This window comes from uncultured Sphingomonas sp. (assembly GCF_936927845.1).
Taxonomy (GTDB): Bacteria; Pseudomonadota; Alphaproteobacteria; order Sphingomonadales; family Sphingomonadaceae; genus Sphingomonas.
Map to the genome: position 1 here is coordinate 39371 of NZ_CAKZHV010000069.1, position 26175 is coordinate 65545.

Annotated in this window: 20 protein-coding genes and 2 tRNA genes; 16 read left to right on the forward strand and 6 right to left on the reverse strand. The window is 67.6% G+C overall.

Translation table 11 applies throughout. The annotated features are described in order from the left end of the window. The first annotated feature begins 11 nt into the window (after window positions 1-11). Window positions 12-1292, forward strand: coding sequence for a three-Cys-motif partner protein TcmP (locus Q0579_RS17065; protein WP_298814709.1), 1281 nt, complete (start codon window positions 12-14; stop codon window positions 1290-1292). A 32-nt stretch (window positions 1293-1324) separates the two neighbouring features. On the opposite strand, the gene Q0579_RS17070 is transcribed toward Q0579_RS17065, so the two are convergent. Continuing rightward, the gene (locus Q0579_RS17070) at window positions 1325-2173 is read right to left on the reverse strand and encodes a GIY-YIG nuclease family protein (RefSeq protein ID WP_298814712.1); all 849 of its coding nucleotides are present in this window, start codon (window positions 2171-2173) and stop codon (window positions 1325-1327) included. Between the two features lie 128 nt (window positions 2174-2301). On the opposite strand from Q0579_RS17070, the gene Q0579_RS17075 reads away from it, so the two are divergent. After that, complete coding sequence (locus Q0579_RS17075; protein ID WP_298814715.1) at window positions 2302-2874, forward strand: hypothetical protein; 573 nt, start codon at window positions 2302-2304, stop codon at window positions 2872-2874. Between the two features lie 760 nt (window positions 2875-3634). After that, the gene (locus tag Q0579_RS17080) at window positions 3635-4636 is read left to right on the forward strand and encodes a hypothetical protein (RefSeq protein WP_298814718.1); all 1002 of its coding nucleotides are present in this window, start codon (window positions 3635-3637) and stop codon (window positions 4634-4636) included. Here the strand turns inward: Q0579_RS17080 and Q0579_RS17085 are convergent. Then, window positions 4618-5766, reverse strand: a complete 1149-nt coding sequence (locus Q0579_RS17085) for a hypothetical protein (RefSeq protein WP_298814721.1) — start codon at window positions 5764-5766, stop codon at window positions 4618-4620. The genes Q0579_RS17080 and Q0579_RS17085 overlap by 19 nt on opposite strands. Before the next feature lie 120 nt (window positions 5767-5886). Between Q0579_RS17085 and Q0579_RS17090 the strand changes: the two genes are divergently transcribed. The 7 genes from Q0579_RS17090 to Q0579_RS17120 all read left to right on the forward strand — a co-directional run bounded on the left by Q0579_RS17090 (window position 5887) and on the right by Q0579_RS17120 (window position 14321). Next, a complete protein-coding gene (locus Q0579_RS17090; protein WP_298814725.1) occupies window positions 5887-6123 on the forward strand; it encodes a hypothetical protein in 237 nt (78 codons plus the stop codon). A gap of 96 nt (window positions 6124-6219) precedes the next feature. Continuing rightward, a complete protein-coding gene (locus tag Q0579_RS17095) occupies window positions 6220-6957 on the forward strand; it encodes a hypothetical protein (RefSeq protein ID WP_298814727.1) in 738 nt (245 codons plus the stop codon). After that, window positions 6954-7769, forward strand: coding sequence for a hypothetical protein (locus Q0579_RS17100; RefSeq protein WP_298814730.1), 816 nt, complete (start codon window positions 6954-6956; stop codon window positions 7767-7769). Before Q0579_RS17095 ends, Q0579_RS17100 begins: the two co-directional genes overlap by 4 nt. A 62-nt stretch (window positions 7770-7831) precedes the next feature. Beyond that, window positions 7832-10090, forward strand: coding sequence for a hypothetical protein (locus Q0579_RS17105; RefSeq protein ID WP_298814734.1), 2259 nt, complete (start codon window positions 7832-7834; stop codon window positions 10088-10090). Window positions 10091-10101: 11 nt separating this feature from the next. Further along, window positions 10102-11244, forward strand: coding sequence for an ATP-binding protein (locus Q0579_RS17110; protein ID WP_298814738.1), 1143 nt, complete (start codon window positions 10102-10104; stop codon window positions 11242-11244). 16 nt (window positions 11245-11260) lie between these two features. Continuing rightward, a complete protein-coding gene (locus tag Q0579_RS17115) occupies window positions 11261-13210 on the forward strand; it encodes a TniQ family protein (RefSeq protein WP_366522296.1) in 1950 nt (649 codons plus the stop codon). Window positions 13211-13226: 16 nt separating this feature from the next. Next, window positions 13227-14321 (forward strand): hypothetical protein, encoded by a 1095-nt coding sequence (locus Q0579_RS17120; RefSeq protein WP_298814744.1) that lies wholly within the window; start codon window positions 13227-13229, stop codon window positions 14319-14321. A 137-nt stretch (window positions 14322-14458) separates the two neighbouring features. Here the strand turns inward: Q0579_RS17120 and Q0579_RS17125 are convergent. Further along, window positions 14459-14534: transfer RNA gene (locus tag Q0579_RS17125), tRNA-Thr, on the reverse strand. 202 nt (window positions 14535-14736) lie between these two features. On the opposite strand from Q0579_RS17125, the gene Q0579_RS17130 reads away from it, so the two are divergent. The 3 genes from Q0579_RS17130 (at window position 14737) to Q0579_RS17140 (ending at window position 21028) form a co-directional block, all read left to right on the forward strand. Then, a complete protein-coding gene (locus Q0579_RS17130; RefSeq protein WP_298814747.1) occupies window positions 14737-16032 on the forward strand; it encodes a hypothetical protein in 1296 nt (431 codons plus the stop codon). A gap of 107 nt (window positions 16033-16139) precedes the next feature. After that, window positions 16140-20774 (forward strand): NAD-glutamate dehydrogenase domain-containing protein, encoded by a 4635-nt coding sequence (locus Q0579_RS17135; RefSeq protein ID WP_298814750.1) that lies wholly within the window; start codon window positions 16140-16142, stop codon window positions 20772-20774. Between the two features lie 178 nt (window positions 20775-20952). Next, window positions 20953-21028 (forward strand) — tRNA-Ala (locus Q0579_RS17140). 16 nt (window positions 21029-21044) lie between these two features. On the opposite strand, the gene Q0579_RS17145 is transcribed toward Q0579_RS17140, so the two are convergent. Together Q0579_RS17145 and Q0579_RS17150 are read right to left on the reverse strand one after the other, a co-directional pair. Beyond that, window positions 21045-21590: a DUF924 family protein gene (locus Q0579_RS17145; RefSeq protein ID WP_298814753.1), complete on the reverse strand. Its 546-nt coding sequence runs from the start codon at window positions 21588-21590 to the stop codon at window positions 21045-21047. Window positions 21591-21610: 20 nt separating this feature from the next. Continuing rightward, the gene (locus Q0579_RS17150; RefSeq protein ID WP_298814756.1) at window positions 21611-21796 is read right to left on the reverse strand and encodes a hypothetical protein; all 186 of its coding nucleotides are present in this window, start codon (window positions 21794-21796) and stop codon (window positions 21611-21613) included. Window positions 21797-21960: 164 nt separating this feature from the next. On the opposite strand from Q0579_RS17150, the gene cysD reads away from it, so the two are divergent. From cysD to Q0579_RS17165, 3 genes are read left to right on the forward strand one after another with little or no spacing between them, the layout of a single operon-like run. Continuing rightward, window positions 21961-22875 (forward strand): sulfate adenylyltransferase subunit CysD, encoded by a 915-nt coding sequence (gene cysD, locus Q0579_RS17155; protein ID WP_298814759.1) that lies wholly within the window; start codon window positions 21961-21963, stop codon window positions 22873-22875. Next, window positions 22875-24818: a sulfate adenylyltransferase subunit CysN gene (gene cysN / locus Q0579_RS17160; protein ID WP_298814762.1), complete on the forward strand. Its 1944-nt coding sequence runs from the start codon at window positions 22875-22877 to the stop codon at window positions 24816-24818. The genes cysD and cysN overlap by 1 nt, the downstream gene beginning before the upstream one ends. Window positions 24819-24831: 13 nt before the next feature. Then, window positions 24832-25632, forward strand: a complete 801-nt coding sequence (locus Q0579_RS17165) for a 3'(2'),5'-bisphosphate nucleotidase CysQ (protein ID WP_298814764.1) — start codon at window positions 24832-24834, stop codon at window positions 25630-25632. A gap of 5 nt (window positions 25633-25637) precedes the next feature. Here the strand turns inward: Q0579_RS17165 and Q0579_RS17170 are convergent, their stop codons facing one another. Next, on the reverse strand, window positions 25638-26093 hold the full coding sequence (locus Q0579_RS17170; protein WP_298814767.1) for a MaoC family dehydratase: 456 nt from the start codon (window positions 26091-26093) through the stop codon (window positions 25638-25640). Between the last annotated feature and the right edge of the window lie 82 nt (window positions 26094-26175).

A 26175-nucleotide genomic window follows, 5' to 3' on the forward strand; every position in this document is an offset into this window, starting at 1 on the left:
GGGGGCGCCAAATGGCTGAGGCACGGCATTACGACTGGTTACTTGGCGGCGCGCTGCCCGAACTCGGGTTGCACAGCTTCGCCAAGCACCGGATCTTCGATGCCTACATAGCCGCCTACATCCGGACGTTAACCAAGAGCCATCTGACACGGCGGTTAAAGCTCACCCTCGTCGATGGCTTCTGTGGCGGCGGCCGTTACGCCCTGTGCGGAGACGAGGTCGACGGATCGCCCCTACGTATGCTGGCGGCGGTCGAACGGGCGCAGGTCGAACTCGACGCAGCCCGCGCCCGTGGCATCCAGATCGACGCCGAGTTCGTATTCGTCGACGCCAACCCGGACCATGTGGACTTCCTGCGCGAGGTCCTGCGTCAACGCGGATACGGCGATCGCATCGGGCGGGACATCCACATCCACGCCGACCGCTTCGAGGACGTCAGCGACGACGTCATCCGCCGGATTCAGGCGAAGGGCCGTGCGCACCGCTCGCTCTTCTTCCTGGACCAGTATGGCTGGAGCGCAGTCACGTTCGCCACCATCCGCAGGATCATGGCGTCACTGCAGAACCCCGAGGTGATCCTCACCTTCATGGTCGACCACCTCGTCAACCTCCTGAACGACCGAATGATCGACACGCCGGGGCTCAACGCCATCGACCTGACGCGCAGCGACGTGCAGGCCATGCTCCAGATGAAGGAGCAGCGGGGCTGGAAGCGCCTGATTCAGAACACGCTCTACGAACACATCCAGCGCAATACGGGGGCCGACTACTACTCGCCGTTCTTCATCCATCCGGAGGGTGGCTCCAACCGCGACTACTGGCTCCTCCACCTCTCGCGTCACCACCAGGCGCGTGAGGAAATGGGTAAAATACACTGGGAGTTGGAGAACACATTCGAACACTTCGGACGCGCCGGATTCAACTCGCTGGGCTTCGTGCCGGGTGGCGACGTGCGCGACGGAATGCTGGACTTCGGCTTCAACGACGACGCACGCACCCGTTCCGAGGACGCCGTGGTTGAGCAGCTCGCCCGGCTGCTTCATGCCCGAGCGTCTGCCGGCGCGGAGCCGCTGACCAAGAAGCTGCTGTTCTCAGCCAACTGCAATGACACGCCTGTCGTCAGCAGCATTGTCGACACTTCGCTGGCCACCCTGCGTGAGGCGAAGGACGTCCGGATCGTATCGCCCGACGGCGCAGTTCGCCGCTCCGCCATGCAGTTCGGCTGGAACGACCGGGTGGAGCTCGTGAAGCAGCCGGACTTCTTCTCCGTCCTGGGCCAACGCGCGGCCTGACCATCCGGGATTGGTCGCCCGGAAAACTGGAGCTAACCTAGCTCGGGCAGCAGGACGCCTGCATCCTCCAGCACGCCCCTTCCCAACGACGACACGATGAAGCGGCAACCCGCTGGCGTGAGCGAGAGCGTCTCCGCCCCGATCGCCGTGTCGGCGACCACCGCCATGCCGCTCGACAGGATGTCGCGACCGACACCGTTCTCAATAGCCATCGCGATGCCGTCCACATCCATCAGGCGGGGGATGACGGCACCTGGCCTGAGCAGCACGTGATTGGCCACCGCCGACGCGACAAGGGCGGCCGCCTGCCGCGGGCTCATCGCGAACCCCGTCCGGTTCGCGTGCAGGCGCTCCGGCTTGAACCGGCTCAACGGCTTGATCGGCACCGACCTCACGTCACAGAGAGTTCGGAACCACTGGTTGGCGGCCCTGCGCTCCTCGTCTTCGGCTTCGCCCCACAACGACTGCTGCCGGCGTTCACGGGACTCCTCCGACGGGTTGGACGCGCCTTCGCCACCATCGGTCTGGTTGGTCAGCGGCCCCCTGCGCTGATCGTGGCGACCGAACAGCGCGATCAGTTCCCGCTCACGCGCATGCGCCACCGCCTCGGTCGTAAAGGAGCTGTCGATGCAGTAGCCCACCGCCTCTCCCCGGCGGTGCATCGCACGCAGCAGGTTCAGCTTGTGGGTCAGGCGGTCGGTGTTCCGCGCCTCAGCCTCATGGTGAAAGCATCGATGCTGCACGCCTTTGCCGACGTAGAACGGCGTGCCATCGGCGCAGCACAGGACATAGACGTAGTGCGGCGCCGACTTCAGCAGGCGTTCGCGCGCGAGCGTAGGATCTTCGATCCGGCCGCGCAGCAGATCCGTCCATGTCGCCAACGTCGACACTCCAAGCCCCGACGTGGGCCGGGTAGTCCGTCGTCATAAATAGCCCTACGTATGACGCAGGCATAGTTCCGATCAGGTCCGCCGCAGGCGGGTGTCCCAACCGACATAGAGAGGTGCCGATGGCAGGTATCGATGAGATACGTCGACAGTTGCAAGAGCGTAAAGAGGCGAAGCAGGCCCGCAGGGACAACGGCCGCCTCGGCGAGATCATCGTCGAGACCTGGTTCCTGGAGGTGGCACGCGCGGACGTCCTGCGGCTACCGCAGGAACGGGGCACAAAGGGTCAGCTGCTTCCAGAAGGCGGTAAGCGTCCTGATTTCGTCGTCGAACTGGACGATGCCACTTTTCTAGTCGATGCCAAGCTCCACCAGACAGGCGGACTAAAGCAGTTCTCGCTAGCCAGCGACGAGATTGCGGACTTCCGTAAGGCCATGCCGCAGCTCGGGGTCGAACCGCTCGTCATCGCACTGATCCCGCGCGAGGCGGTCGATTGCCTGTTCCTCATCGGGCTGGATGAGATCGAGTCCGCGAACCAGCACGGGCCAGCTGGCACGTTCAACCTGGACCTCGCCGATCCCTCCCGAAGGTTCGGGCCGATTACCGCGTTGGCCTTCGACAGGGCTGTCGGCCGCTACCGGGACGAGGGCTATACGGGCTACGTGCCGGCATACCCGGCAACCCCGACGCCGTGACGCGGTCCAAGATGGCAAGGATGCACGTGGGTTCGCCGCCTCATCCCCGCGGGAGACTACATCTTCGTCGGCATGCGGCCAATGACGCCCTCGAAGTCGGACGGCTGCCGTGGCGGACATGGAGAGGCGCACGGACATGTGCGTCAGCAACCTGTGTCACTTAATTGAGGCAGCTGGCGGAACTTCCGAGATCCGGGCATTTCTGCCGGACGGCAAGGTCAACGTCATGGATTTCGCAGGGATCGGCAGGATGGAAGACGCGGACGCCCATGACAAACCCGGACGACCAATCGTCAACCGCGGCTTGAAGGGCGCTGCTCGGCGCCAAGCCTCTTCCTAGATGGTCAGGGCATCGGTCCCACTAAGCCTGTCATTACGCACGCACACCTCTTGTTGCGCGGAAGACGATCCGCCATCGCCGTCACGACCGATCTGAAACGACACACCACTCCGCATAGGTAGGGTTGCGCGCCATCCGCTTCCGGTCCGGCGCGCCATCGTTCCGCCGTGCCGGCCCGAGCTCGCTGGCACCGCCTTTCCATCACCGAACCCGCCCCGCCATCAGCAGCGCGCTCTCGTCACCGGATCTGAGCGCGGCACAACCGCACGCCGCGCCGACATCTGTTTGGCAACTGGTTCCCCGTGCCCCTCATCGCACAGCGTTAGGTCCGCTCGGCGCCGTAGCCGCCCGCGCGCGACGATAGAGCTCCCGTCCGGCGTGACGGGTGGGTCATCACCCCCAATGTGATCGGAAAAGAGCATGGTTTACGACCTGTCGCTCGTCGCGCCGGACCGGCGCGACGAGGTGCTTCGGCGCATCACCATCATCGACAGTTTCCTGAAGGGGCGCGGCAGGAAGGCCGCCGAGGCGCATGCGCGCGAACTCGGGCTGGGCGTCGCGCAGTTCTACAACCTGGTGCGCTCCTGGGAGGCGAGCCGTAGGCCCGAACGGCTCGTCGGTGCCGGCGATCGCCGGGAACGGGCGCTGGGCGTCACGTCGGAGCAGTCGGCCCACATGGACGCGGTTATCGCGGAAGATCCACGGGCGGCCCCAGCCGACCTCGTCGCCGCGATCGAGCGGACCGCCGCAGCCAAGGGACTCGCCATGCCCCGACGGGAGATCGTCGCTCGGTATGTGGCACGTGCACGCCCCCCGCTGCTGCCGGCACACTGCCGCGACAGCCAGATCATGCTCGACCAGGTCGTGATCGACATTCCCGTAAGGTCCGACTCTGAAGTCATCCGCCCGATGGCCACCTTCACCATCGACACCGCCACGGAGGCAGCGGTGGGAATGTCCCTGTCGCTTGGTCATCCCTCTCCGGGCGCCGCCGCTGCGAGCCTGCTTGACGCGCTACGCCATGGCCAGCGTCACGCCACGGCGGCAACGGCGCCACGGCTCAGGTTGCCCCGGCCGCAAGACGGGATCGAGGCTTGGGCGGCACTCGACGATGTGCTTGACGAAGCGGGGATGGAGGTGGACGCCGCGATCGCGGCGCCGCGCAGCTACGGTGCCATCGTGGAGGCGCTCCTCGGACGGCGCCACGGCCGGATCGAGATGCGACCACGTCTCGTCAGCGCGCCGCTGAAGGATCGCCTGATGAGGGGCTACAGCGCGCTCGCGCCGATGACCCTGGAGGTCGCGACGGAATACGCCCGTTCCAGACTGGTGGGCCTGCGAACATCCGCCGCCTTCGCCTTCCTGGACGATCTCTCACGGGACCGGCTGGACAACCAGCTGCTTCAGCTGTCACGGGGTTGATCCGGACCAGCGAGGGTCGCCAGCAGCACGTCCGCCGCCATCAGCGCACTGGTCATCGGCCCGCTCGCGACGCCGTCCGCGTCGATTAGCGATGCATCCTCCAGAACCTTGAGCACCGGCTCGTTGTGACGCAGCACCTCACGGGCCCATTGGGCTCCGGCCTGTTCGAGCGTCATGACGGGTGCGACACGCGTGCTCGCGTACGCCGCGCCATCAGCCGGCAGGGTCCGCCTCGGCGCGAGGACCATCCGCCCGATCCGCGGGCCGACAAGCTGGACCAGCGCCTGACCGTATCCGAACCCGCCGGGCCGACCGAACTCCAGGTGCGCAACTGCGCCCCTGAGGAGATCGACATCGGCGTCGGACTCCGTGACGCCCGGCGGCAGCGTCAGGCCTAGGTCGCTCGCCGGCACCGTGTCGACGTCCCTGTCCCCACGCCTCGCTCGAAGGAAGCCGAGCGCCTGACCGATGGCGGCACGCTCCAGATGGAGAGCATCGACACGCGACCCGATGGCACTTCCCATGACAAGGCCGCTCGACGTCTCCGCGACGACGGCTACGATCGCGGGAGCGGGTTCGGCACCGTCAAGCAGGACGGATACGGCGGTCAGGTCTACCAACAGTCCCGCTCCGAAGGTCTTCGCAAGAAACTCAGGGTCCAGCGCCAGCGCTCGACGCTCGTGCTGCACCAACCTCTCGACCTTCTGTAGTTCCGCAAGTTCCCTACCTGATTTTGCCGGGGCGCCGCCGAGCAGCCGGCGTGCCAGATCCACGTTGCGCGCCCTTCCCCCCTCACTGCGGAGCAGCGCGGCGGCGCTGGAGCGGAGGGGATGATCGTCGGGCACGGCCACACGGCGGACCTGCTGAGTCTGGTTGGGCACCACCCCCGCAATGCCGTGATCCCGCCAGCCAGCACGCAGCTTGTAGAAGCCGGCGCGCTTCAGCCCGACCCCTTCCGCCAGGTCCGACCACCTTTCGCCCCGCTCCCCCCGGAACGCCGCCTCTATGCGCTTGAGGATAGTGCCGCGCTCGCGTGCGGAGATCGCCTCCCAGACCAGTCGTTCGCGTTCCGGCATCCCTTCCGGCCAGATCTCGGCGAACAGCTGTTGCGGGTCGGTTTGGCCTTGCATGACACCCATTAACCACGAGCTCGAAATTAGTCCACTGCTTTGGGCTTGCGATCGGCATGACCCGCGCCGATATGGCTGTCCACTACTTTCCGCTCAGGATTGTAGCGAGGAGGCAGCGAGATGAACAACGATATCGAAAGCATCATGTCGGGCGAGCCGTTCCGCACCGGCGGCGGCATCGCCCACGTCATCGGACGTCATCGCGCTACGGGCGACGCGGACGGCGAGGTCCTGCTTCTCCAGGTGGTCCGCTTCACCGGCTCGCCCTACCGCGCCTTCACCACCGTCCCGGCCCTCGCCCTCAACCTGGAAACCGGAGGGTGGACCATGCTCCACGACGACCGCCTCGCCGCCTGACCGACGAGCCCGCCCAGCCACGGCAAAAACCTGCTCCGCAAGCCGGTGCCCCTTCCTGAGGACGGGTCATGTGCGGAACGACGGGAGACCTTCATCATGATCAAGCACCTTCAGACCGAAACCGACGTGCGACGCTCGCAAGCGGGGCGCCGCCGGCGCGCCGGGGCCAGCCGGGACAGGAACGTCGCGACCCCGGCAGGCCAGGTTCGTTCTGCCGTCGCCGCATCCGAAAAACCGTCCGGGTCCGGACTCCGTCTCGACACCATGCTCTGCATCGCGGGTAGCCCGTTCACTCTGGACGGCAACGCGGTGCAGCTCGAGGCTCGCTATGCGGCAGCGACCGGCATCGGCGGCGACGTGGTGATCGTCCGGCCCATCGCGGTCGAGCGTAGGACGTTCGTTCGGAAGGCGCTCTCGGTGGCGCAGCTCGACGCCATGTTCGCGAGGGGTCGGGCGCGCCTCGCGACGCGCGACGCGGCTTCCGGTCCGTGCGAGGACGTGATCCGCGTCGTCGCGCGGAATGCGCCGGGCTCGGACAGCTTGCCACGGCCGGAGTCCGGGTTGTCCAAGCCGTCGCGAGTCGGTCGTTGGCCGGCGCAGGCTCGAGCCACCGCCTTCCGCATCATCAGGGCGTCCGACCAGCGGCACCTGACCATCGCACACATCCACTCGGTCATTAGCAGGGAGTGGCACGGTGAGTGGGGGCGGCGCCCCTCCTACGAGACCGTCCGCCGCTGGGTCCGGGACGCTACGTCACCGAAGGACGAACACCTGGAGCCCAGGTGCGAGATCGGCCGCGAAGTTCGCCGGCCGAGGTTCGGCGACTTCGCGTGAGGATCAAGCCGAAGCTCGCGGCTCAGGCCCTGCACCTCCCTGCCGCCCAGCGGCCGGGGGAACGCCTGCGCCTGGTGCGCGGCGGCAGCGCCAATGCGGAGGGCGCGCGATTCGCCGCCGAGATGTTCGTAGCCGACGACGGAGGTCCCGTCCGCACCATCGTCGGGGACATGCACCGGCACTGGACCGGCGAGGAGCAGTCGCAGAAGACCGGCCTGTCCAACCCCTACGAGGGTCCGACCGAACACGCGCTCATCGTGGAAAGCGAACTGCGCGCCGACGTCCTCGACTACCGGACCCAGGCCTTCCGGCTGCGGCTGCTCGTCGGCACCACCGTCCGCGAGTGGATCTGCGACCACCTGCGCCACATCCGCGTCAACGGCCACGACGTCGTCGAGGCGATCGAGTGCAAGCCCGACGTGTCCTACCTCGATGCCGACGAGCGCGCAGTCCAGGCGGCGGCCGGCAAGGTCATCCGCGGCATGGGCTGGAGGCACCGGGTGCTCTACCACGCGGGCATCGTCGGCGGTGGCGAGCGTCAGATCAACTTCGGCACGGTGTACGCGCACCAGACGGCGGAGATCCCCGACGGACCTCTCGAGCGCTTCGAACGGCTCTGCATCGAACGTCCATCGCTCACCTACCGCGAGCTTCGCCTCGCCCTGCACCCCAATCGGATCAAGGGCTCCGCGATGGCTAACGCGCTCATCTGCCGCGGGCGGGTGTCCTTCGAGCTCGACCGCTACCTGTTCGACCTCTCCCCTGTGCGGCTCCTGCCGGCGCCGAACTTCACCTCGCTGATCCGGTTCTGACGATGGATCGCCCTCTACCGTTCCGCAAGGGCGCGCACCTCGCCTACCATGGGCACCCGTGCGTGTATCTCGGATTGGCTGCCAACGGGCGATGCCAGTTCGGCGACGGGGAGGGCTGGTTCCTCGAGATCGAGGATCCGGAGACCGGCCTGCCCGTGTGGCCGCTCCCGCAAGACGTGCGCCGGCTCATGGCGGACATGCGCCTCATCCTGCGAGCCGATCCGCTCGATGATCCCGTTCGTCGGCGCGCCCGCAGTGAGGAGGGCACGCGGGAGGAGTTGGCCAACGCCAAGTGCAAGCACAAGCCCGGCCAGTCCCGCGACCCCTGGTTCTATTACCGGAAGGAGACGCTCGAGGTCTGGAACAACCCGGAGGTGGAGCAGTGCTCGCTCACGAAGCCGGGCATCACCGCCTGGTATGAGGCGAACTTCGACGTCGAGGACCTGAAGAGGCGTTTCGGGCGGCTGCCTAGCGACCGCACCTTCCGCAAGTGGATCCAGACGCGCGGCCAGGGACGGGACCTCCGGCCCGCGGACTTCGCGTCCTTCTCCGGCCTCGGCACGCGGCGGCGCCGCATCGATCCCGTCGTGCTCGCGATCGTCAAGCACTGGGTGGTCCGCTTTCACGCCAAGCCCCGGCAGTCGAAGAACGCGTTCTGGCGCGAGGCGTCGGACGACGTCGATCGCTACCGGCGGGGCGAGAAGCTGAAGATCACGGACTTCGAAAAGGCGCTTGAGCCACCGAAGGATCCCAAGAAGGCGAAGATGTGCACCCGGCGCATCTTCAACCAGGAGATCGAGCGCGCGGCGGGCGGCAAGGCGGCCGCCGTCGCCTGGAACCAGCAGGCGCGCAAGCAGCGCTTCGGCGGCGGCGGGGTGGCGCAGGAGCCCGTCCGCTTTCTCCAATACGTTCAGATCGACGCGACGCCCTTCCCGGCGGTCTTCGCGTTCGACGCTGTGCGCGGTATGCCGGTGGGCACGCCGACCGTCACGATCGCGTTGTGCATCTTTACGCGCGTCATCTTGGGTTGGGACATCACGTATGAGCCGCCGAGCTCGGCGAGCTTCATGCGTACGATGCTGCATACCGCACTGCCGAAGCACGTCCCGGCCAGCTTCGAATGCGAGCCGAAGGTGGCGGCCGCGCTCGAGGAACTCGCCGGCGCCATCGTGGGGCACATGCTGGTCGACAACGCGCGGGAGCAGACCGCACGGGCCGCTCAGGATGCCGGCGGGGACATCGGCTTCGGTGTCAGGTGGGCAGGTGCTAACGAGCCGACGCACAAAGGACATGTCGAAAGCTGCCTCGGCACGCTCCAGCTGATCCTCAAGGACGTCCTGCCCGCAGCAACGTGGGACATACCCCTGATGCGGCGGTTCGGCTACGATCCGTCCAAGCAGGCGATCGTCACCCTCGAACAGTTCCGCGAAATCTTCGCCGAAGTGGTCGCCCGCTACCACACAACCGGTCACACCGCGCTGCTGGACCGCTACCCGGTCGATGTCTGGCTCGAGCAGCGCGACCTCCACGGTCTCGACTGGGTGACGGACATCGACCATTTCCGTCGCGCGATCGGCAACGTCGACTACGTCGGCTTTCGCGGCGACGGCTTCGGCATCGAGGGACTGCGTTATGGTTCTGACGGCTCGGACCACCGCTGGCCCGTCTCCAATGAGGACCTTCTCTTCAACATCGGTCTCGCGCGCGGCGTCGCCAACGACACCGTGAAGCGGTCCTTCACGGACGTGAAGGTCAAATACGATCCCAACGACCTCGGCGTCGCATGGATCTTCGACGAACACCTGCGCGCGTACGTCGAGGTGCCCTGCACCATGCGGCGCTATGCAGAGGGTCTACCGCTCTGGCTGCACAACCGCCTCAAGGACTGGGCACGGGAGAAGCGGAAGAAGTTCGACTCCGAGCACGACATGATCGCGGTCAGGGACTCCTATGCGCAGATGATGTCGCGCATCGCGCCGGAGGCGGTCGCCGCCGAGCGCCGCGCCGCGGCCCGCTACGCCGAATCGAGCCAAGGCCGCGCTTATCTTGGCGACGCCGTGAAGCTGGTCGACATCAAACCGTCGCCCTCCGGCATGGAGACCATCGTTCAACACGGTCACCGCGTGGGCACACGCGGTGACGCGACTAAGATCGCGCCCCGCAGTTCCAACCGGAACGAAGAGAAGGGAGGGCGGCGCGGTCAGCGCGACCAGCCCGGCGCCACGATGTCTTCCCAGGCCGAGCAGGCCCGGCAGGACGCCGCCCGGGCCGGGCGCCGCCTCGACGTGGACTCGGCCTCCGACGGCTATCTCTGGAGCTGAAGGAGCTTATGATGCGCAAGACCGACAAGAACATCGACCTGGCCGCGTCCACCACGGACGCAGCCATCTCGCCGAAGGTGCCCGCGCGTCGCGCGCCCCGAACCACCGGCCGACGGGCCACGGTCGGCGTGAAGCCGCCGCTCGCGACTGGGATGATGTCGCCCGCCGTCACGCCGCGCAGCATTGACACGGGTGTGGACGACGTCGAGGCTCCCGATCTCGCCACTATCGTGGGCAACGGTCTCGCCGCATTCAAGGGCATTATCCTGCCCACGGCCCCGCAGCAGACTGCGGTGCGCCAGATGCACTCGCTCCTCGTCATGGGCGAGCAGCAGCCCGTGGGGCAGATGCGGCGGGCTTACCGCTACCTGAACCACTCGGGCTCCGGGAAGAGCACCAGCGCCAACATCCTGCGGATCAACATGGAGCGTCGGCCGGACTTCGTTCCCGACTCCAAGCCGGTCCTTCACGTCACGCTGTCCACCACCGGCACCCCCAAAAGCCTTGCAAGCTCCATCCTCGACGCTCTGGGGGACAACTACTCCACCCGTGGCGAGGCCGAACTGCTGCTCCGCCGCGTGCGGCAGGGTCTCCAGGATTTCGACGTCAAGCTCCTCATCATCGACGAACTCAACCACTTCCGCCACAAGAGCATGGCGCGTGACGCGGCCAACACCATCAAGAACATCCTCACACTTGGCTGGGTGCCGGTCGTGCTGATGGGCACCACCGCTGCGCAGTCGCTGTTCACGGACAACCGGGAACTGAAGAACCGCTGCGCCCCCCAGGTGGTGCTCTCCGCCTACGACGTGGACGACAGGGACGGCGACCTCGCGCGCTGGACCGACTTCCTCAAGCGGATGGACATGGCGTTGGTGAACCGGAAGATCCTCGGCTCGATCTCCGGTCTGGCCGACCCGTTCCTCGCGGAGGACCTCTGCCGCGCCAGCAACGGGCTCATCGGCGAGTTGCACAACATCCTGCTCGCCGCGCTCGAGGAGACGCTGCTCGCCGGTGAACCTCTCATCAGCATGACGCGCATCGCCGACGCCGTGGACGCCTGGTGCATGGCGGACGGCACCATCGACCGGAACTTCGTCCGGGAAGGATTCTCCGCCAATCTGGCGCAGCAGCGCTCGCGCGAGGGGCAGTAGGCGCGTGTCCGGTCCCGTGCTCTGGGGTGTCGACCCGATCGGCAACGAAGGGTTGATGAGCCTGGTCACCCGGACGGTGACCAGGAACATCTTGCCGTCGTCCCACGTCCTTCTGCGGCAGGTCGGCGCCGGTCACGCGAACAACCCGACCGCGGCGATGATTGCCGGGCTCGACGAGCACCGGCTGGCGACCATCCTCCGCCAGCCGGTGGAGGAGATCGCGCGACGGCGCCACCTGCCGCGGCCGGAACCTGGCTTCGTGGACTTCTTCGGTGTCGCCGTTCGCTCCGATGAGATGGTCTTCCGCCGCCGCCGCTTCGGTCCGGCGGCGGTCTGCGCGTCCCCGCACGCCCGCGCGATCTGGTCGCTGAAGACCGTGCCCTGCTGCACCGAGCATTGGCAGTATCTCGTCGACGCATGCGGATGCGGCGCGGTCCAGCGCTGGCAGTCGGCGGACCGGCTGGACCGGTGCGACGTGTGCAACGCTCCGCTCGCTCAAGTGCCCGCGGTGAAGGTCGAGCCCGACCTTCGCGACGGACTCGCCTTCCTCCTCGGCCTGATAGATCCCGAAGAAGCGCGCCGATCCGCAGCCCGCGCCATGCTGCCGGTAGCCCTCGCGGGCTGGGATGGCGGGATGATCCTCGAACTAGCGCTCGCGCTCATGCCTCTCACCACCGACGGCTACGCGCCGCGCCGCGGCGATCCAACTCCCGCCGCAGACCAGGTCGTCTACGCGACCTCACTTTCCCGAACAGCGGACCTGGTCCGCGGCTGGCCGGCGACGCTCGTGCCCGCGCTGGAGGACGCCGTCACCCACCGGTCGAGGTCGCGCCGAAACGTCCGATATACCGGCGTCACGAACTACCTACCCGCCCTCGCGAGCGAGGTCATGCCGGACATCGTCAGGTCCGCCATCAACGAGGCGCTCGCGCCCATCGCCTCCGCAGCTGGCGAGGTCCCACCGGAGCAGATCGGGATGATGGAGGCGGCCGAGCGGCTCGGGCGGCCACTTCAGCTGCTCGCCCCCGCGAGGCGCGCGGGGCGGCTGCGCACGCACATCTGCATTCGCGCCAACCGCATCTTCCCCTCTCTCGATCGCGCCGAGGTCGAGTACCTGCGCGATTTCGGTAGCAACAGGATCAGCGTCGAGAAGGCCTCCGACAGCTACGACCTGCCCGCCTACGCGATGACCCTCATCGCCGATGCGGGTCGCATCACGCCCGAAAGCCACCCGTTCCTGCTAGCTCACTACGGCGACCCCCAACTGCACGCCGTCGAATACCGTCGCTTCAAGGACGCCGTCCGTGCCGCTGCGGTCCGTCGATCTTCCGACCAGCCCGACGACCGCGAGTCCGAAGTTGACGTGTTCGCGGCTGGACCAGCTACCGAGCCTCTCGGCATAGCGGACCCGGTCTCGCTGCACCGGGCCGCCCGCGCGATCGGCGGCGGTCTGAAACCGTGGGGCGCTATCCTCGATCGGCTGCTCTCCGGCGACATCCCATTCGCGATCACCGGCGATCGGGTTAGTCGCATCGAGATCGGCAGCGAGGACGCTGTCGCGTTCCGCAAGATCGATCTCACCTCCGTTACGCCTTCCTGGCTGCCGCCGACCTGTTCGCAGAGGGACGCGCTGGAGATCCTAAACCTTCCCGGCAAGCACGCGGATCTGCTGAAGACCTTCGCAGGTGCCGATGATGACTGGGAGATACCGTGGAGCGCAGTCCTCGATCTCGCGCGCACCCGCATCACGCTGACCGAGATGTGCGCGCGGACGGGTGTCCAGGGTGTCAGGCTGGAGAAGCTGATGGAGGATGGCGGCTGCCCGCGGCTGGATCGCTTCGGATGGCTGCGCGACCCGGCGCTGGCCACGCTGCGGCGGCTCGCGGATCGCAAGGGCGGATCGCCGCTCGCGAGAACGGGAGGTGAAAGATCAGGGCTGATCCGCCGGCCAGGGGGTTGTAGGTAGTCCACCAGGAGGCCGGATGTTCAGGCAGAAGACGACCATCGTGGTGGGCGCTGGGGCGAGCTGCGAGATCGGCCTGCCGTCAGGGGATCAGCTGAAGAAACAGATCGTCGATCTCTTCGCCACAACGGATGAGAACAGCTACGGCCTCAAGAATCCCAAGCTGATCGAGATCGTCAAGGATCGGTTCGGGCAGCGCAACCACGTCTACGTGAACCACGTGCCGGATTATGATGGCCAGATCATCGCCATTCGGGAGGCGGCAGGTCGCATCCGCCGGGGATTGCCGCTCGCCATGTCTATCGACAACTTCCTGCATACGCACCAGGCCGACGCGGAAGTGGTGCGGCTGGGCAAGATGGCGATCGCCCTGTCCATTCTCGCCGCGGAACGCGGAAGCGCATTCTACGACAAGGTCAGCCCTGCCACATCACAGCAGATGCGCATCCAGGGCCGCAAACGCTCGATGACCCTCACCAGCGAGAAGATGCTGGCATCGTGGTATGTCCCTTTCGTCCAGCTGCTGATGTCGGGCATCGGGAAGGCGGACGTTGCCGAGGTATTCCGGCATCTGCGATTTGTGATCTTCAACTACGACCGTTGTCTGGAGCAGTATCTCTGGCTGGCGCTTCAGGCCTATTTCGACCTGGACGGTGCAGCCGCGACCGCGATCCTCGCCAAGGTCGAGTTCCTGCATCCCTACGGGTCCCTGGGCCCGCTGCCATGGCAGACGACCGAAGGCGAACAGGCGGTGCCTCTTGGAGGCGGTGACGGGCTCAACGTCTGGGAGGTTGGATCACGCATCCGGACGTTCACCGAGAGCGTGGAGAGCACCATCGAACCGCGCATAAAAGCCGCGGTGGAGGATGCCTCCACCATCCTGCTGCTCGGCTTCGGCTACCTCGACCAGAACGTCCAGCTGCTGATGCCGGGCGAGAAGCGGAACGCCTCGCGGGTCATCAGCTCGGCATACGGCGTGTCGCAGTCGGACCGAGTGATCATCCTAGAGGTGATGGGCAGCTTCGCACGGCCGACCGGCCCGGAGATCATGCTGGAGCCGGGCACCTGCCGGGACCTGTTCAGCAACTACCGCCTGCAGCTGAGCCTCAGGTAATCCAACCCTCTTCGGCTAGCACTCGGCCGAAGATGCACTCACAGACGGATCACCGCACGCGTCCGTTGGTCGCGTGACGCCCCAGGGTTCGCCTAAGTGTCAACAGCGAACCTGCTAAGGGTCAATGTCAAGAAGGATGGTGCCGCTTACAGGACTCGAACCTGTGACCCCCGCATTACGAATGCGATGCTCTACCAGCTGAGCTAAAGCGGCCTGGTGCGCCCATCTGGGGGCGAGGCGCGGCGCTTAGCAGCTGTATCGGGAGGTGACAAGCGCGATCGTAGGGTGTCGCGCGGCCGCCTCGATGGCGCGCCTTTCCTCGACCGCTTTACGCCGCGTTTACGCGTGGGGGTGCATGCCGGTGGGAGAAAGGCCGCGCCGGCGGGGGCGCGATTCTGCCGGGAAAGAACAGGTTATGGACAGCGCGCGCGGCCACAACGGTGACGGACACAGTGGCGCCGATGGCATCAGGCAGGACAATGAGCCGGCTCCGGGCGGCGTCGGTGAGCCGCAGATCAAGATCGGCAGCGACGAGCGGCGCATGCACGTGCGCGCCTACAATCACTGGGTGTCGCTGCTCGCCGATCGGCCGTTCCCGACCATCGCCGATCTGAACCCCGCGCAGATCGCCGATTTCGGCCCGCACAGCGTCCTGCTCGATTTCAGTGACGGCCTGGAGAACCCCGCCATTCAGTTCCTGGGTGTCGCCTTGCGCGCCGAATGCGGTGTCGACCATTCGATCACCAGCATCGCGCAAGTGCCGCCGCGCTCGCTTCTGTCGCGGCTGACCGACCATTACCTGCAAATCATCGCCAACCGCGCGCCGGTCGGGTTCGAGGCCGAGTTCGTCGGCATCCGCGGGCACAACACCTTTTATCGCGGCATTTTGATGCCGTTCTCGTCCGACGGCGCGGCGATCGATTACATCTACGGCGTGATCAACTGGAAGGAGATGGTCAGCAGCGACGCGCAGGCGCGGCTCGATGCCGAGTTGGCGAGCGCGGTGCGCGCGGCACCGCGTGCGAGCGATCTGTCGCCCGTCTGGGCCGACGGACCGAGCGCTGCTCCTGCGCTGCACGTCAGCGCCGATGCCGATCTGATCGAGCGGCTGGCATTGGCGCGCGAGAGCGCCGCGGCTGCCCGCACCGCACGGTCGCGCAGCCGCGCGGCGCATTACCGCGCGCTGGGTCGTGCACATGATTTCGCGCGCGCGGCTGCGCGCGCGCCGCTCGCCTACGCCGACCTGCTGGACGGCGCGGGCATCGCCCATCACGCACGCGCACCGCTCAGCACCGTGGCACGGCTGGTGTTCGGCGCCGCAGCCGACGAGCATGCACGCGAGGCGCATGCGCGCGAAGGGCGCGGGGCCGAGATCGCTGAGGCGAGTGCGATCCTCGCCTATGCGCGCCGTCGCGACGTGCCCGAGGGCGGGCTGCCGCGCCTGATCGAGGCACTGCCGGGCGGCGCGCGCGGAATGGTGGCCGAGGAGCGCGCAGCACGCCGTCGTGCCGCTGCCCGCGCCGCGCCGACGCCGCTCGCCGCGCGCGACGTGCTGGCACGGGTCGCCGGTGCCGACGCGCTCGGGCTGGAAGAAAATCCGGGCGAGCCGGTGGTGCTGCTGGGCCGCGTCGCAGCGGACGGCTCCGTCGACGTCGTCGGCGCGAGTGCCGAGCCACTGCTCGCCCGACGCGTCCTCGCACGGCTGCGCTGAGCCGAACCCGCCCGGCGACCCTTGGGGCTGGTTCATGCGGGGCGGGTCGTGCAGGCCGGCTCGTGCGGGGGTTGAGCTATGATCGTGACGGGCGCATAGCCGCGGTCATGGCGAGGAAGTTACAGATGATACTGTCTGACACGTTGGCGGCGCGTCTTACCCACGGCGCACTGCCCGACGAGTTGCACGATTTTTCTCCGACCGAGCAGGCGAGCGCGGCCGAATTCCTGATTGCGACCGGTGCGACGCGCGCGCCCGGCACGCCCGCGATCGCGCTGGAGCCGCTGCCGGGGGACGGCGGTCCGCGCCAGATGCGCGTCGCGATCGTCAACGACGACATGCCGTTTCTGGTCGATTCGATCGCGGGCGCGATCGGCGCGCGCGACATCGCGATCGAGCGGATCATCCACCCCGTCGTGCAGGTGTCGCGCGACGTGGACGGTCACCTGACCGCGATCGACACCGCCGGCGGCGCGCGCGAATCGATGATCTACCTCGAGATGGACCGCGCCGATGCGCGCGACCGGCGCGAGTTGATCGAGGAACTCGCCGGCGTGCTCGCCAACGTTCGCGCGGCGACGCGCGACTGGCGCGCGATGCAGGCCGCACTCGCGCACGACGCGGGCACGCTCGACGACACCGGCGGGGAGGCGGAGGGTGCGAGCCTGTTGCGCTGGTTCCTCGACCGTCATTTCACGCTGCTGGGGCATCAGCGTTGGAGCGCCGCGGACGGCGCCGACACCGCGGGTGCGCTCGGCATCATGCGGCTGGAGCACGCGGTGCCGATCCTCGCCGACCGCTCGCGCCATCTCGCGATCGAGTGGTTCCAGGCCGGCAACAAGGCGCCCTTGCTGCTCAAGTCGAGCCTGATTTCGCCGGTTCATCGCCGGGTCCCGCTCGACCTGCTGGTGGTGCCGATCACGCAGGGCGGGCGCGTCACCGGCCTGTCGATCACCGCCGGACTGTGGACCTCGGCCGCGCTCAACGCGCCGCCGCGCAGCGTACCCGTGCTGCGCCAGCGCGTGGCGGAGTTCGAGGGCAAGTTCGGCTTCGATCCCGCGGGACACACCGGCAAGGCGCTGATGCACGCGCTGGCCTCTTTGCCGCACGATCTCGTGACCGGATTTGACAGCGCGTCGGTCGAGCAACTGGCCTTGAGCGCGATGAGCATCGCCGACCGACCGCGGCCCAAGCTGGTGCTGGTGCGCTCGCCATTGGGGCGGCACCTGTTCGCGTTCGTGTGGCTGCCGCGCGAGGACGCAACAACGGCGCGTCGCGTCGCGATCGGCGACATGCTGGGTGAGGCGGCAGGCGGGCGCGTGATCAACTGGGCGATCAGCCTGGAGGATCAGGTGGTCGCGCTGCTGCGCTTCACCATCGACCTGCGCGAGGGCGGGCGGATGCCGGAGGTCGAGCCGCTCGACCAGCGGCTGGCGCGTATGGTGCGCGGCTGGGTGCCCGACGTCGAGGCTGCACTGGCCGAGCGCATCCCCGCCACACGCGCCGCGCGGCTGGCGCTCCGCTATGCCGCGGCATTCCCGGCCAATTACCGCAACGTGTCGAGCGCGGACGAAGCGGCGCAGGACATCGTGCGGTTGTCGATGCTGGAGGGCGAGGGGGATCGGCAGGTCTACCTCTACCCGACAGCCGCGGGCGAGGATCACCGGCTCAAGATCTACAAGTTGAACGGTGCGCTGGCCTTGTCGGATGCGGTGCCGGTGCTGGAGAATTTCGGCTTTCGCGTGGTGGGCGAACTGCCGACGCGGCTGCGCGAGGCCGATAACGCCTTTGTGCACGATTTCGTCGTCGAAGCCCCCGACGCAGCGTTCGACGATCGTCCCGAGGTGCTGGAAGCAGCGATCGCGGCCACGCTGCGCGGCGCAGCGGAGAATGACGCCTTCAACAGCCTGGTGGTCGCAGCCGGACTGAGCCCGCAGGCGACCGTGCTGTTTCGCGCGTGGTATCGCTATCTTCGCCAGGCGGGCCTGACCTATACTATGTCGACCGTGGTTGACGCGCTGGCGCGAAACGCGCGCCTTGCCCGCACGCTGATCGCACGCTTCCACGCGCTGCACGATCCCTCGTTCAGCGGCGACGCGGGCGAGAGCGACGAGGAGATTACCGCGGCGCTCGACGCGGTGAGCGCGATCGACGACGACCGCATCCTGCGCGCCTTCCGCGCAGTGATCGACGCGACATTGCGCACCAACGCCTTTACGCCTGCGGCCAACGAAGCGCTTGCGTTCAAGCTCGACAGCGCCCTCTTGCCGGGCCTGCCCAAGCCGCTGCCGTGGCGCGAGGTGTGGGTCTATTCCCCGCGGGTCGAGGGCATCCACCTGCGCGCCGGCCCGGTGGCGCGCGGTGGCCTGCGCTGGTCGGACCGCCGCGACGATTTCCGCACGGAGATCCTCGGGCTGATGAAAGCGCAGCGGGTCAAGAACGCGGTGATCGTGCCAACCGGTGCGAAGGGCGGCTTCTACGCCAAGCAGCTACCCGCCCCGTCGAACCGCGATGCCTGGCTGGCGGAAGGAACCGAGGCGTATCGCATCTTTATCTGTACGCTGCTGTCGATCACCGACAACATCGTCGGCACCGGCGTCGTCCATCCGGACGGCGTCGTGATCCGCGACGGCGAGGACCCGTATTTCGTCGTCGCCGCCGACAAGGGTACCGCGACGTTCAGCGATGTCGCCAACGCGCTGGCGCTCGAGCGCGACTTCTGGCTGGGCGACGCCTTCGCCAGCGGCGGCAGCGTCGGCTACGACCACAAGGCGATGGGCATCACCGCCAAGGGCGCGTGGGTTTCGGTCCAGCGCCACTTCGCCGAGCGCGGGGTGGACGTGCAGACGCAACCCATTCGCGTCGTCGGCTGCGGCGACATGTCGGGCGACGTGTTCGGCAACGGCATGCTCTTGTCCAAGGCGATAAAGCTGGTCGCCGCGTTCGACCACCGCCACATCTTCCTAGATCCCGACCCCGATCCCGAGACGAGCTGGAACGAGCGCGCGCGCATGTTCGCGCTGCCGCGCTCGTCATGGGCGGATTATTCGGCGCCCTTATCGGCGGGGGGCGGAGTCCACAGCCGCGCGGCCAAGTCGATCACGATCACGCCCGAGGTCGCCGCCGCGCTCGACATTCCAGTCGGTGAGATGGAGCCGTCGCTGCTGATTGCCGCGATCCTGAAATCGCCGGTCGACCTGATCTGGTTCGGCGGTATCGGCACCTATGTGAAGGCCGCGGCGGAGAATAACGCGACCGTCGGCGATCCCGCCAACGACCGTCAGCGCGTTGATGCGGAGGAGCTACGCGCGATCGCGATCGGCGAGGGTGCGAACCTGGGCGTGACGCAGGCCGCGCGCATCGCCTTTGCCGCGCACGGGGGCCGCATTAACACCGACTTCATCGACAACTCGGCCGGCGTCGATTGCTCAGACAACGAGGTCAACATCAAGATCGCGTTGAACCGCGAGATGACCGAGGGGCGGCTCGGCTACGAGGATCGTAACGCGCTGCTCGCCAGCATGACCGACGACATCGCGCACTTGGTACTGGAGGACAACCGCCTCCAGACGCTGGCGCTGTCGATCGCCGAAGGATCGGGCAACGAAGCCGCACAAGCGGTGCCGAGCTACGTTCGCGTGATGGAAGTGTTCGAGGAAGCCGGGCGGCTCGATCGCAAGGTCGAGGGGCTCGCCTCCAACGTCGACTTCCTGCGCCGCGGCGTCGACGGGCGCGGCCTCACGCGACCCGAGCTCGCGGTGCTGCTCGCGACCGCCAAGCTCGCGTTGCAGGACGCGATCGAGGGAAGCGCGCTCGGGCTCGATCCCGCGCTCGTGCCCGACCTCCACGCCGCCTTCCCAGCCGCGATGCAGGAGCGGTTCGCGGACGCGATCGATCAGCATCGGCTGCGCGGGGAGATCGTTGCGACCAAGCTTGCAAACCGGATCGTCAACAGGATCGGCATTCTGCATCCGTTCGAGCTGGCAGAAGAGGAGGGCGCGGCACTCGCCGACATTGCGGCGATGTTCGTGGTCGCCGAACGGCAGTTCGGCCTGGCCGGATTGTGGCGCGAGATCGAGCAGACCGCGATGCCCGAGGCGGCGCGCTACGCCTTGTTCGACGAGGTCGCGGTCGCGACGCGCTCGCACGTCGCCGACCTGCTGCGCGTCGAGGCGCCGGGCACAATGCCCTCGGCGGTGCTCGAACGGCTGGGGCAGGGGATCGCGCGGCTCGACGCCGCGGCGCGCGACCTGCTGCTCGAGGAAGCGCAGGCGCAGAGCCGTCGCATCGCCGCGACGCTGGAGGGGACGGGCGCGCCCGCCGACCTCGTCGCGCGGGTCGTGCGCTTGTTCGAGCTCGACGGCGTCGTCGGGCTCGCCGATCTGGGTGGCCGCTCGCAGGTCGACGAGACGCGGCTGGCGCGTGCCTTCACGCATCTGGGCCAGGCGCTCGGGCTCGATTGGGCGCAGTCGACCGCGGCGCGGATCACCTCGAGCGATCCGTGGGAGCGGTTGCTGATCGCGGGGCTCGCGCGCGATTTCCAGCAGCTGCGGCTCGATTTCCTCGGTCGCACCGCGAACGGCGCACCCGAGGAGGCGGTGGAGCGCTGGCTTGCCGCGAACGCGACCCGCGTCGGGCAGTTCAAGGCGGTGGTCGACCGCGCGCGCCACGCGTCCGCGCCCAATGCGGCGATGCTCGCGCAGATCGCGGGGCAGGCGCGCGTGCTGCTGGGGCGCTCGTAACCTCGTCACCCCGGACCTGATCCGGAGTCCCGCTTCTCTTGCACCGTCCAAGGAACAGCGGGATCCCGGATCAAGTCCGGGATGACGGCTGGTGAGAGGTTCAGAGTGCGAAAGCCTGTTGCGCCGCGCGAGCAACGCCGCTAGTGGCAGCGCTCGGTCCTTCGTGGCCGGGCCGGGCGGGGCTGTAGCTCAGATGGGAGAGCGCTGCAATCGCACTGCAGAGGTCAGGGGTTCGATTCCCCTCAGCTCCACCACCCCGCCAACTTCACATCACCATCCCGCGTCCGGCTGGCTGAGATAGGCCTGTTCCTCGGGCGACGACGCGCGCCCGAGCGCCGCGTTGCGCGACGGAAAGCGGCCGTAGCGCGCCTGCACGTCGCGGTGGTCGCGCGCGAAGGCGAGCGCTTCCTCGTCGCCCAATTCCTCAAACTTTTCGACCAACAGCGCCTGTAGTGCGGCGTCCTCCGCGTGCATCAGCGGCATGTACAGGAATTGCCGCTGCTCGGGCGTGTAGCGCGCCTCCCACCCGCGTTCGATCGCCGCGAGCGTCAACTCGCGCGCGAGATCGTCGGCGGCGAACGCCTCGGCCTCACCGCGGTGGATGTTGCGCGAGAACTGGTCGAGCAGGATGCTCGCGGCGAGCAGCGCCTCGGGCGTGTCGCGCCAACCTTGTGCGCGGCTCGCCAGCACCGCGTCGCGCAGGCCGCCGAACCGCTCGGCGATCGTGCGGTCGAGCGCGTCGTCCTTCGCGAAACGCTGCTCGGGCGTGATCCGAACGAACCAGAAGTCGAGCACGTCCTCCGGCTGGACGTTCATCGTCCCATTCATCGCCCCATTCACCGTAGCGCCGCCGCGACCGCGTCGAGCAGGGTCACGCCCGCGAGCGGCCCGAAGATCAGCATCAGCAGATTGAAGACGACGATGTTGCGCATCACGCGCGCCTGTTTCGCGTTCAATCGACGCACCGGACGGTTCGGCTGCCACGGCGGCGGCGGGGGCCAGTCGCGATTGTCGACGAACATCGTTTCCGTCTCCTCATGCCTCGTGGGCAGTGCACACGACGGTAACGCTGCCCAACCCGCGCTATCAACCCCGCGAGCAGATCATTGTCGCGGCCGCGCACGCGCGTCAGCATATATCGCCCGCGAGGCGCCGCTGTTCCGGTGTCGATGACAGAGGATGACGAATGGCGCCCGACCAGCGCACGCTGACCCATCTCGACCGGCTCGAGGCCGAGGCGATCCACATCATGCGCGAGGTGGTGGCGGAGTGCGAGCGCCCGGTGATGCTCTACTCGGTCGGCAAGGATTCGGCGGTCATGCTGCATCTGGCGCGCAAGGCGTTCTTCCCGTCGTCGCCGCCGTTCCCGCTGCTCCACGTCGACACGACATGGAAGTTCCGCGACATGTACGCGATGCGCGACCGCATGGCGCGCGAGAGCGGGATGGAATTGCTCATCCACCGCAACCCCGACGCCGAGGCGCGCGGGATCAACCCGTTCGACCACGGCGCGCTCCACACCGATCTGTGGAAGACGGAAGGGCTGAAGCAGGCGCTGGACCTGCACGGTTTCGACGCCGCGTTCGGCGGCGCGCGCCGCGACGAGGAGAAGAGCCGTGCCAAGGAACGCGTCTTCTCGTTCCGCTCCGCCAATCACCGCTGGGACCCGAAGAACCAGCGGCCCGAATTATGGAACCTCTATAACGCGCGGAAAGCGAAAGGCGAGAGCATCCGCGTCTTCCCGATCTCGAACTGGACCGAGCTCGATATCTGGCAGTACATCGCCGCCGAGGACATTCCGATCGTCCCGCTCTACTTCGCCGCGCCGCGCCCCACGGTCGAGCGCGACGGCACGCTGCTGATGGTCGACGACGACCGCTTCCGGCTCCTGCCCGGTGAAGAGCCGGTCACCCGCTCGGTCCGGTTTCGCACCTTGGGCTGCTACCCGCTGACCGGCGCGGTCGAGAGCGAGGCCGCGACCTTGCCCGACGTGATCCGCGAGATGCTGCTCACCACCACCTCCGAGCGGCAGGGCCGCGCGATCGACCGCGACGCGGGCGACGCCAGCATGGAAAAGAAGAAGCAGGAGGGGTATTTCTGATGCCGCCCGAGACCATGGCCGGAACCGGGGCCGGCGCCGGCTACACCCCCGACGCGCTGATCGCCGACGACATCCACGCCTATCTCGATCGGCACCAGAACAAGACGTTGCTGCGCTTCATCACCTGCGGGTCGGTTGACGACGGCAAATCGACGCTGATCGGGCGATTGCTGTACGACTCCCGGACGATCTTCGAGGACCAGCTCGCCGCACTCGAAGCGGATTCGAGGCGCGTCGGCACGCAAGGGCAGGAGATCGACTTCGCGCTGCTGGTCGATGGCCTCGCGGCCGAGCGCGAGCAGGGGATCACGATCGACGTCGCCTATCGCTTCTTCTCGACCGAGGCGCGCAAGTACATCGTCGCCGACACGCCGGGGCACGAGCAATATACGCGCAACATGGTGACCGGCGCGTCGACCGCCGACCTGGCGGTGATCCTGGTCGACGCGAGGAAGGGCGTGCTGACGCAGACGCGGCGCCACTCCTACCTCGCGCACCTCGTCGGCATCCGTCACGTCGTGCTCGCGGTCAACAAGATGGATCTGGTCGATTACAGCGAGCAGTGCTTCGCCGAGATCGTCGCCGATTACCGCGCCTTCGCCACCTCGATCGGGATCAAGGAGTTCACCGCCATCCCGATCTCGGGTTTCCGCGGCGACAACGTGACCGCCGCGTCGGCGAACACGCCCTGGTACGCCGGGCCGACGCTGATCGCGCATCTCGATGCGGTCGAGGTCGACCAGCACGCCGACGCCGCGCGGCCTTTCCGCATGCCGGTGCAATGGGTCAACCGCCCCAACCTCGACTTCCGTGGCTTCTCCGGGCTGATCGCCGCGGGTACCGTCCGTCCCGGCGACGCGGTGCGCGTGCTGCCCTCAGGGCGCACCAGCACGATCGCGCGGATCGTCACGCAGGGCGGCGACCAAGGCCAAGCGGTCGCGGGCCAATCGGTCACGCTGACGCTCGCCGACGAGATCGATTGCTCGCGCGGCGACGTGATTGCCGCTGCCGACGCCCCGCCCGAGGCTGCCGACCAGTTCGAGGCGACGATCGTGTGGATGGCGGACGAGCCGCTGCTGCCCGGCCGCGGTTACTGGCTGAAGCTCGCGACGCAGACTGTCACCGCGAGCGTCCAGCCACCCAAATATCAGGTCAACGTCAATACTACCGAGCGGCTCGCCGCCAAGACGCTCGAGCTGAACGCGATCGGCGTCGCCAATCTCTCGACCGACCGACCTTTGGTGTTCGAGCCGTACGCCGGCGAGGACGGCACCACGAACAAGACGCTCGGCGGCTTCGTGCTGATCGACAAGTTCACCAACGCGACCGTTGCGGCGGGCATGATCCACTTCGCGCTCAGGCGCGCGCAGAACGTCCACTGGCAGGCGACCGATACCTCGCGCGAGCATCACGCCGCGCTCAAGAACCAGCAGCCCGCCGTGCTGTGGTTCACCGGTCTGTCGGGGGCGGGCAAGTCGACGATCGCCAATCTGGTCGAGAAGAAGCTCGCGCGGATGAACCGCCATACCTTCCTGCTCGACGGCGACAACGTGCGCCACGGCCTCAACCGCGATCTCGGCTTCACCGACGCCGATCGGGTCGAGAACATTCGCCGCGTCGGCGAGGTGGCGAAGCTGATGACCGATGCGGGGCTGATCGTCATCACCGCGTTCATCTCGCCGTTCCGCTCCGAACGTGACATGGTGCGCGCCATGATGAAGCCCGGCGAGTTCATCGAGGTCCATATCGATACGCCGCTCGCGGACGCGGAAGCGCGCGACGTGAAGGGACTGTACGCGAAGGCGCGCTCGGGTCAGCTCAAGAACTTCACCGGGATCGACAGCCCGTACGAGCCGCCCGAGGCGCCTGAGATCCGCATCGACACGCGCGAGATGACGCCCGACGAGGCTGCCGACGCGATCGTCGCCAGACTGATACCGTGACGGGGCTGATACCATGAGCGACACGCCGCTCGCGCTCGCGGCGATCGCGCCGCCGCCGGGGCTGGAGGACGATGCCGCGCTCGCGCGTCACATCGCCGAGCACGCCGGCGCAATTCTGGTCGCCGCGCGCGCATCGAGCCTGTTCACCGGCGCCGCGCTAGGCCGCGCGGGCGACCGCGTCGCCAACACCTTCATCATGGAGGCGTTGCGCCACAATCGCCCGGACGACGCGATCCTGTCGGAGGAGGAGCGCGACAGCGATTCGCGGCTGTCGGCGCGGCGCGTGTGGATCGTCGATCCGCTCGACGGCACGCGCGAATATGGCGAGGGGCGCGACGACTGGGCGGTGCACGTCGCGCTCGCGATCGACGGCGAGCCGCAGGTCGGCGCGGTGGCGCTGCCCGCGGTGTCGCTGACGCTGTGTTCGGCGCGGCCCCGCGCACTGTGCGACGCGCCGGCGCGATTGAGGATGCTGGTCAGCCGCTCGCGCCCCGCGGCCGAGGCGCTCGCGGTCGCCGAGGCACTCGACGCCGAGCTGATTCCGATGGGGTCGGCCGGCGCGAAGGCGATGGCGGTGGTGCGCGGGGAGGCCGACATCTACCTCCATACCGGCGGTCAGTATGAATGGGACAATTGCGCGCCCGCCGCAGTGGCGCGCGCCGCCGGGCTCCACGTCAGCCGTGCCGATGGCACGCCGCTCGTCTACAATCGCGCGAACACCTATCTGCCCGACCTGCTGATCTGCCGTCCCGAGCTCGCTGCGCCGGTGCTCGACGTCTATGCGCGCTTCACGGCCGACGCGGCGCGCGGCTGACCGGCTCAGCCCTCGGCCGGCCGCCGCTTCATCATCGCGGCGCGGCGGCAGATCGCCACCAGCTCGCCGCGCTGGTTGGTCATGCGATGCTCGAACTCGACGATGCCGACCGCGGGGTTCGACTTGCTCTCGCGGATCGACACGACCTCGCTCGATGCCTGCAGCGTGTCGCCGTGGAACACCGGTTTCGGAAAGCGCGTGTCGCTCATGCCGAGGTTGCCGACGGTGGTGCCGAGCGTCGTGTCCTGCACCGACATGCCGATCATCAGCCCCAGCGTGAACAGGCTGTTGACCAGCGGCCGACCCCATTCGCTTTTTTCCGCGAAGTCGAAATCGATGTGAAGCGGCTGCGGGTTCATCGTCAGCAGACTGAAGCTCATGTTGTCATATTCGGTCACCGTCCGGCGCAGCGGGTGGGTGAAGCGCTGCCCGACCGTGAATTCCTCGAACCACAAACCCATCCGTTCTCTCCTTCGCAGGCCGCTTTGCCGCGCCGGCGCCCGCTTCGCCAGCCTTTGCCGATCGGATCGGCGCGAAAGGCTG

Excerpts from the sequence above, each read along its gene's own strand:
- Q0579_RS17065 (WP_298814709.1), top strand. The coding sequence starts at position 12 with ATGGCTGAGGCACGGCATTACGACTGGTTACTTGGCGGCGCGCTGCCC.
- Q0579_RS17075 (WP_298814715.1), top strand. The coding sequence starts at position 2,302 with ATGGCAGGTATCGATGAGATACGTCGACAGTTGCAAGAGCGTAAAGAG.
- Q0579_RS17080 (WP_298814718.1), top strand. The coding sequence starts at position 3,635 with ATGGTTTACGACCTGTCGCTCGTCGCGCCGGACCGGCGCGACGAGGTG.
- Q0579_RS17085 (WP_298814721.1), bottom strand. The coding sequence starts at position 5,766 with ATGCAAGGCCAAACCGACCCGCAACAGCTGTTCGCCGAGATCTGGCCG.
- Q0579_RS17090 (WP_298814725.1), top strand. The coding sequence starts at position 5,887 with ATGAACAACGATATCGAAAGCATCATGTCGGGCGAGCCGTTCCGCACC.
- Q0579_RS17095 (WP_298814727.1), top strand. The coding sequence starts at position 6,220 with ATGATCAAGCACCTTCAGACCGAAACCGACGTGCGACGCTCGCAAGCG.
- Q0579_RS17110 (WP_298814738.1), top strand. The coding sequence starts at position 10,102 with ATGCGCAAGACCGACAAGAACATCGACCTGGCCGCGTCCACCACGGAC.
- Q0579_RS17120 (WP_298814744.1), top strand. The coding sequence starts at position 13,227 with ATGTTCAGGCAGAAGACGACCATCGTGGTGGGCGCTGGGGCGAGCTGC.
- Q0579_RS17130 (WP_298814747.1), top strand. The coding sequence starts at position 14,737 with ATGGACAGCGCGCGCGGCCACAACGGTGACGGACACAGTGGCGCCGAT.
- Q0579_RS17135 (WP_298814750.1), top strand. The coding sequence starts at position 16,140 with ATGGCGAGGAAGTTACAGATGATACTGTCTGACACGTTGGCGGCGCGT.
- Q0579_RS17145 (WP_298814753.1), bottom strand. The coding sequence starts at position 21,590 with ATGAACGTCCAGCCGGAGGACGTGCTCGACTTCTGGTTCGTTCGGATC.
- Q0579_RS17150 (WP_298814756.1), bottom strand. The coding sequence starts at position 21,796 with ATGTTCGTCGACAATCGCGACTGGCCCCCGCCGCCGCCGTGGCAGCCG.
- cysD (WP_298814759.1), top strand. The coding sequence starts at position 21,961 with ATGGCGCCCGACCAGCGCACGCTGACCCATCTCGACCGGCTCGAGGCC.
- cysN (WP_298814762.1), top strand. The coding sequence starts at position 22,875 with ATGCCGCCCGAGACCATGGCCGGAACCGGGGCCGGCGCCGGCTACACC.
- Q0579_RS17165 (WP_298814764.1), top strand. The coding sequence starts at position 24,832 with ATGAGCGACACGCCGCTCGCGCTCGCGGCGATCGCGCCGCCGCCGGGG.
- Q0579_RS17170 (WP_298814767.1), bottom strand. The coding sequence starts at position 26,093 with ATGGGTTTGTGGTTCGAGGAATTCACGGTCGGGCAGCGCTTCACCCAC.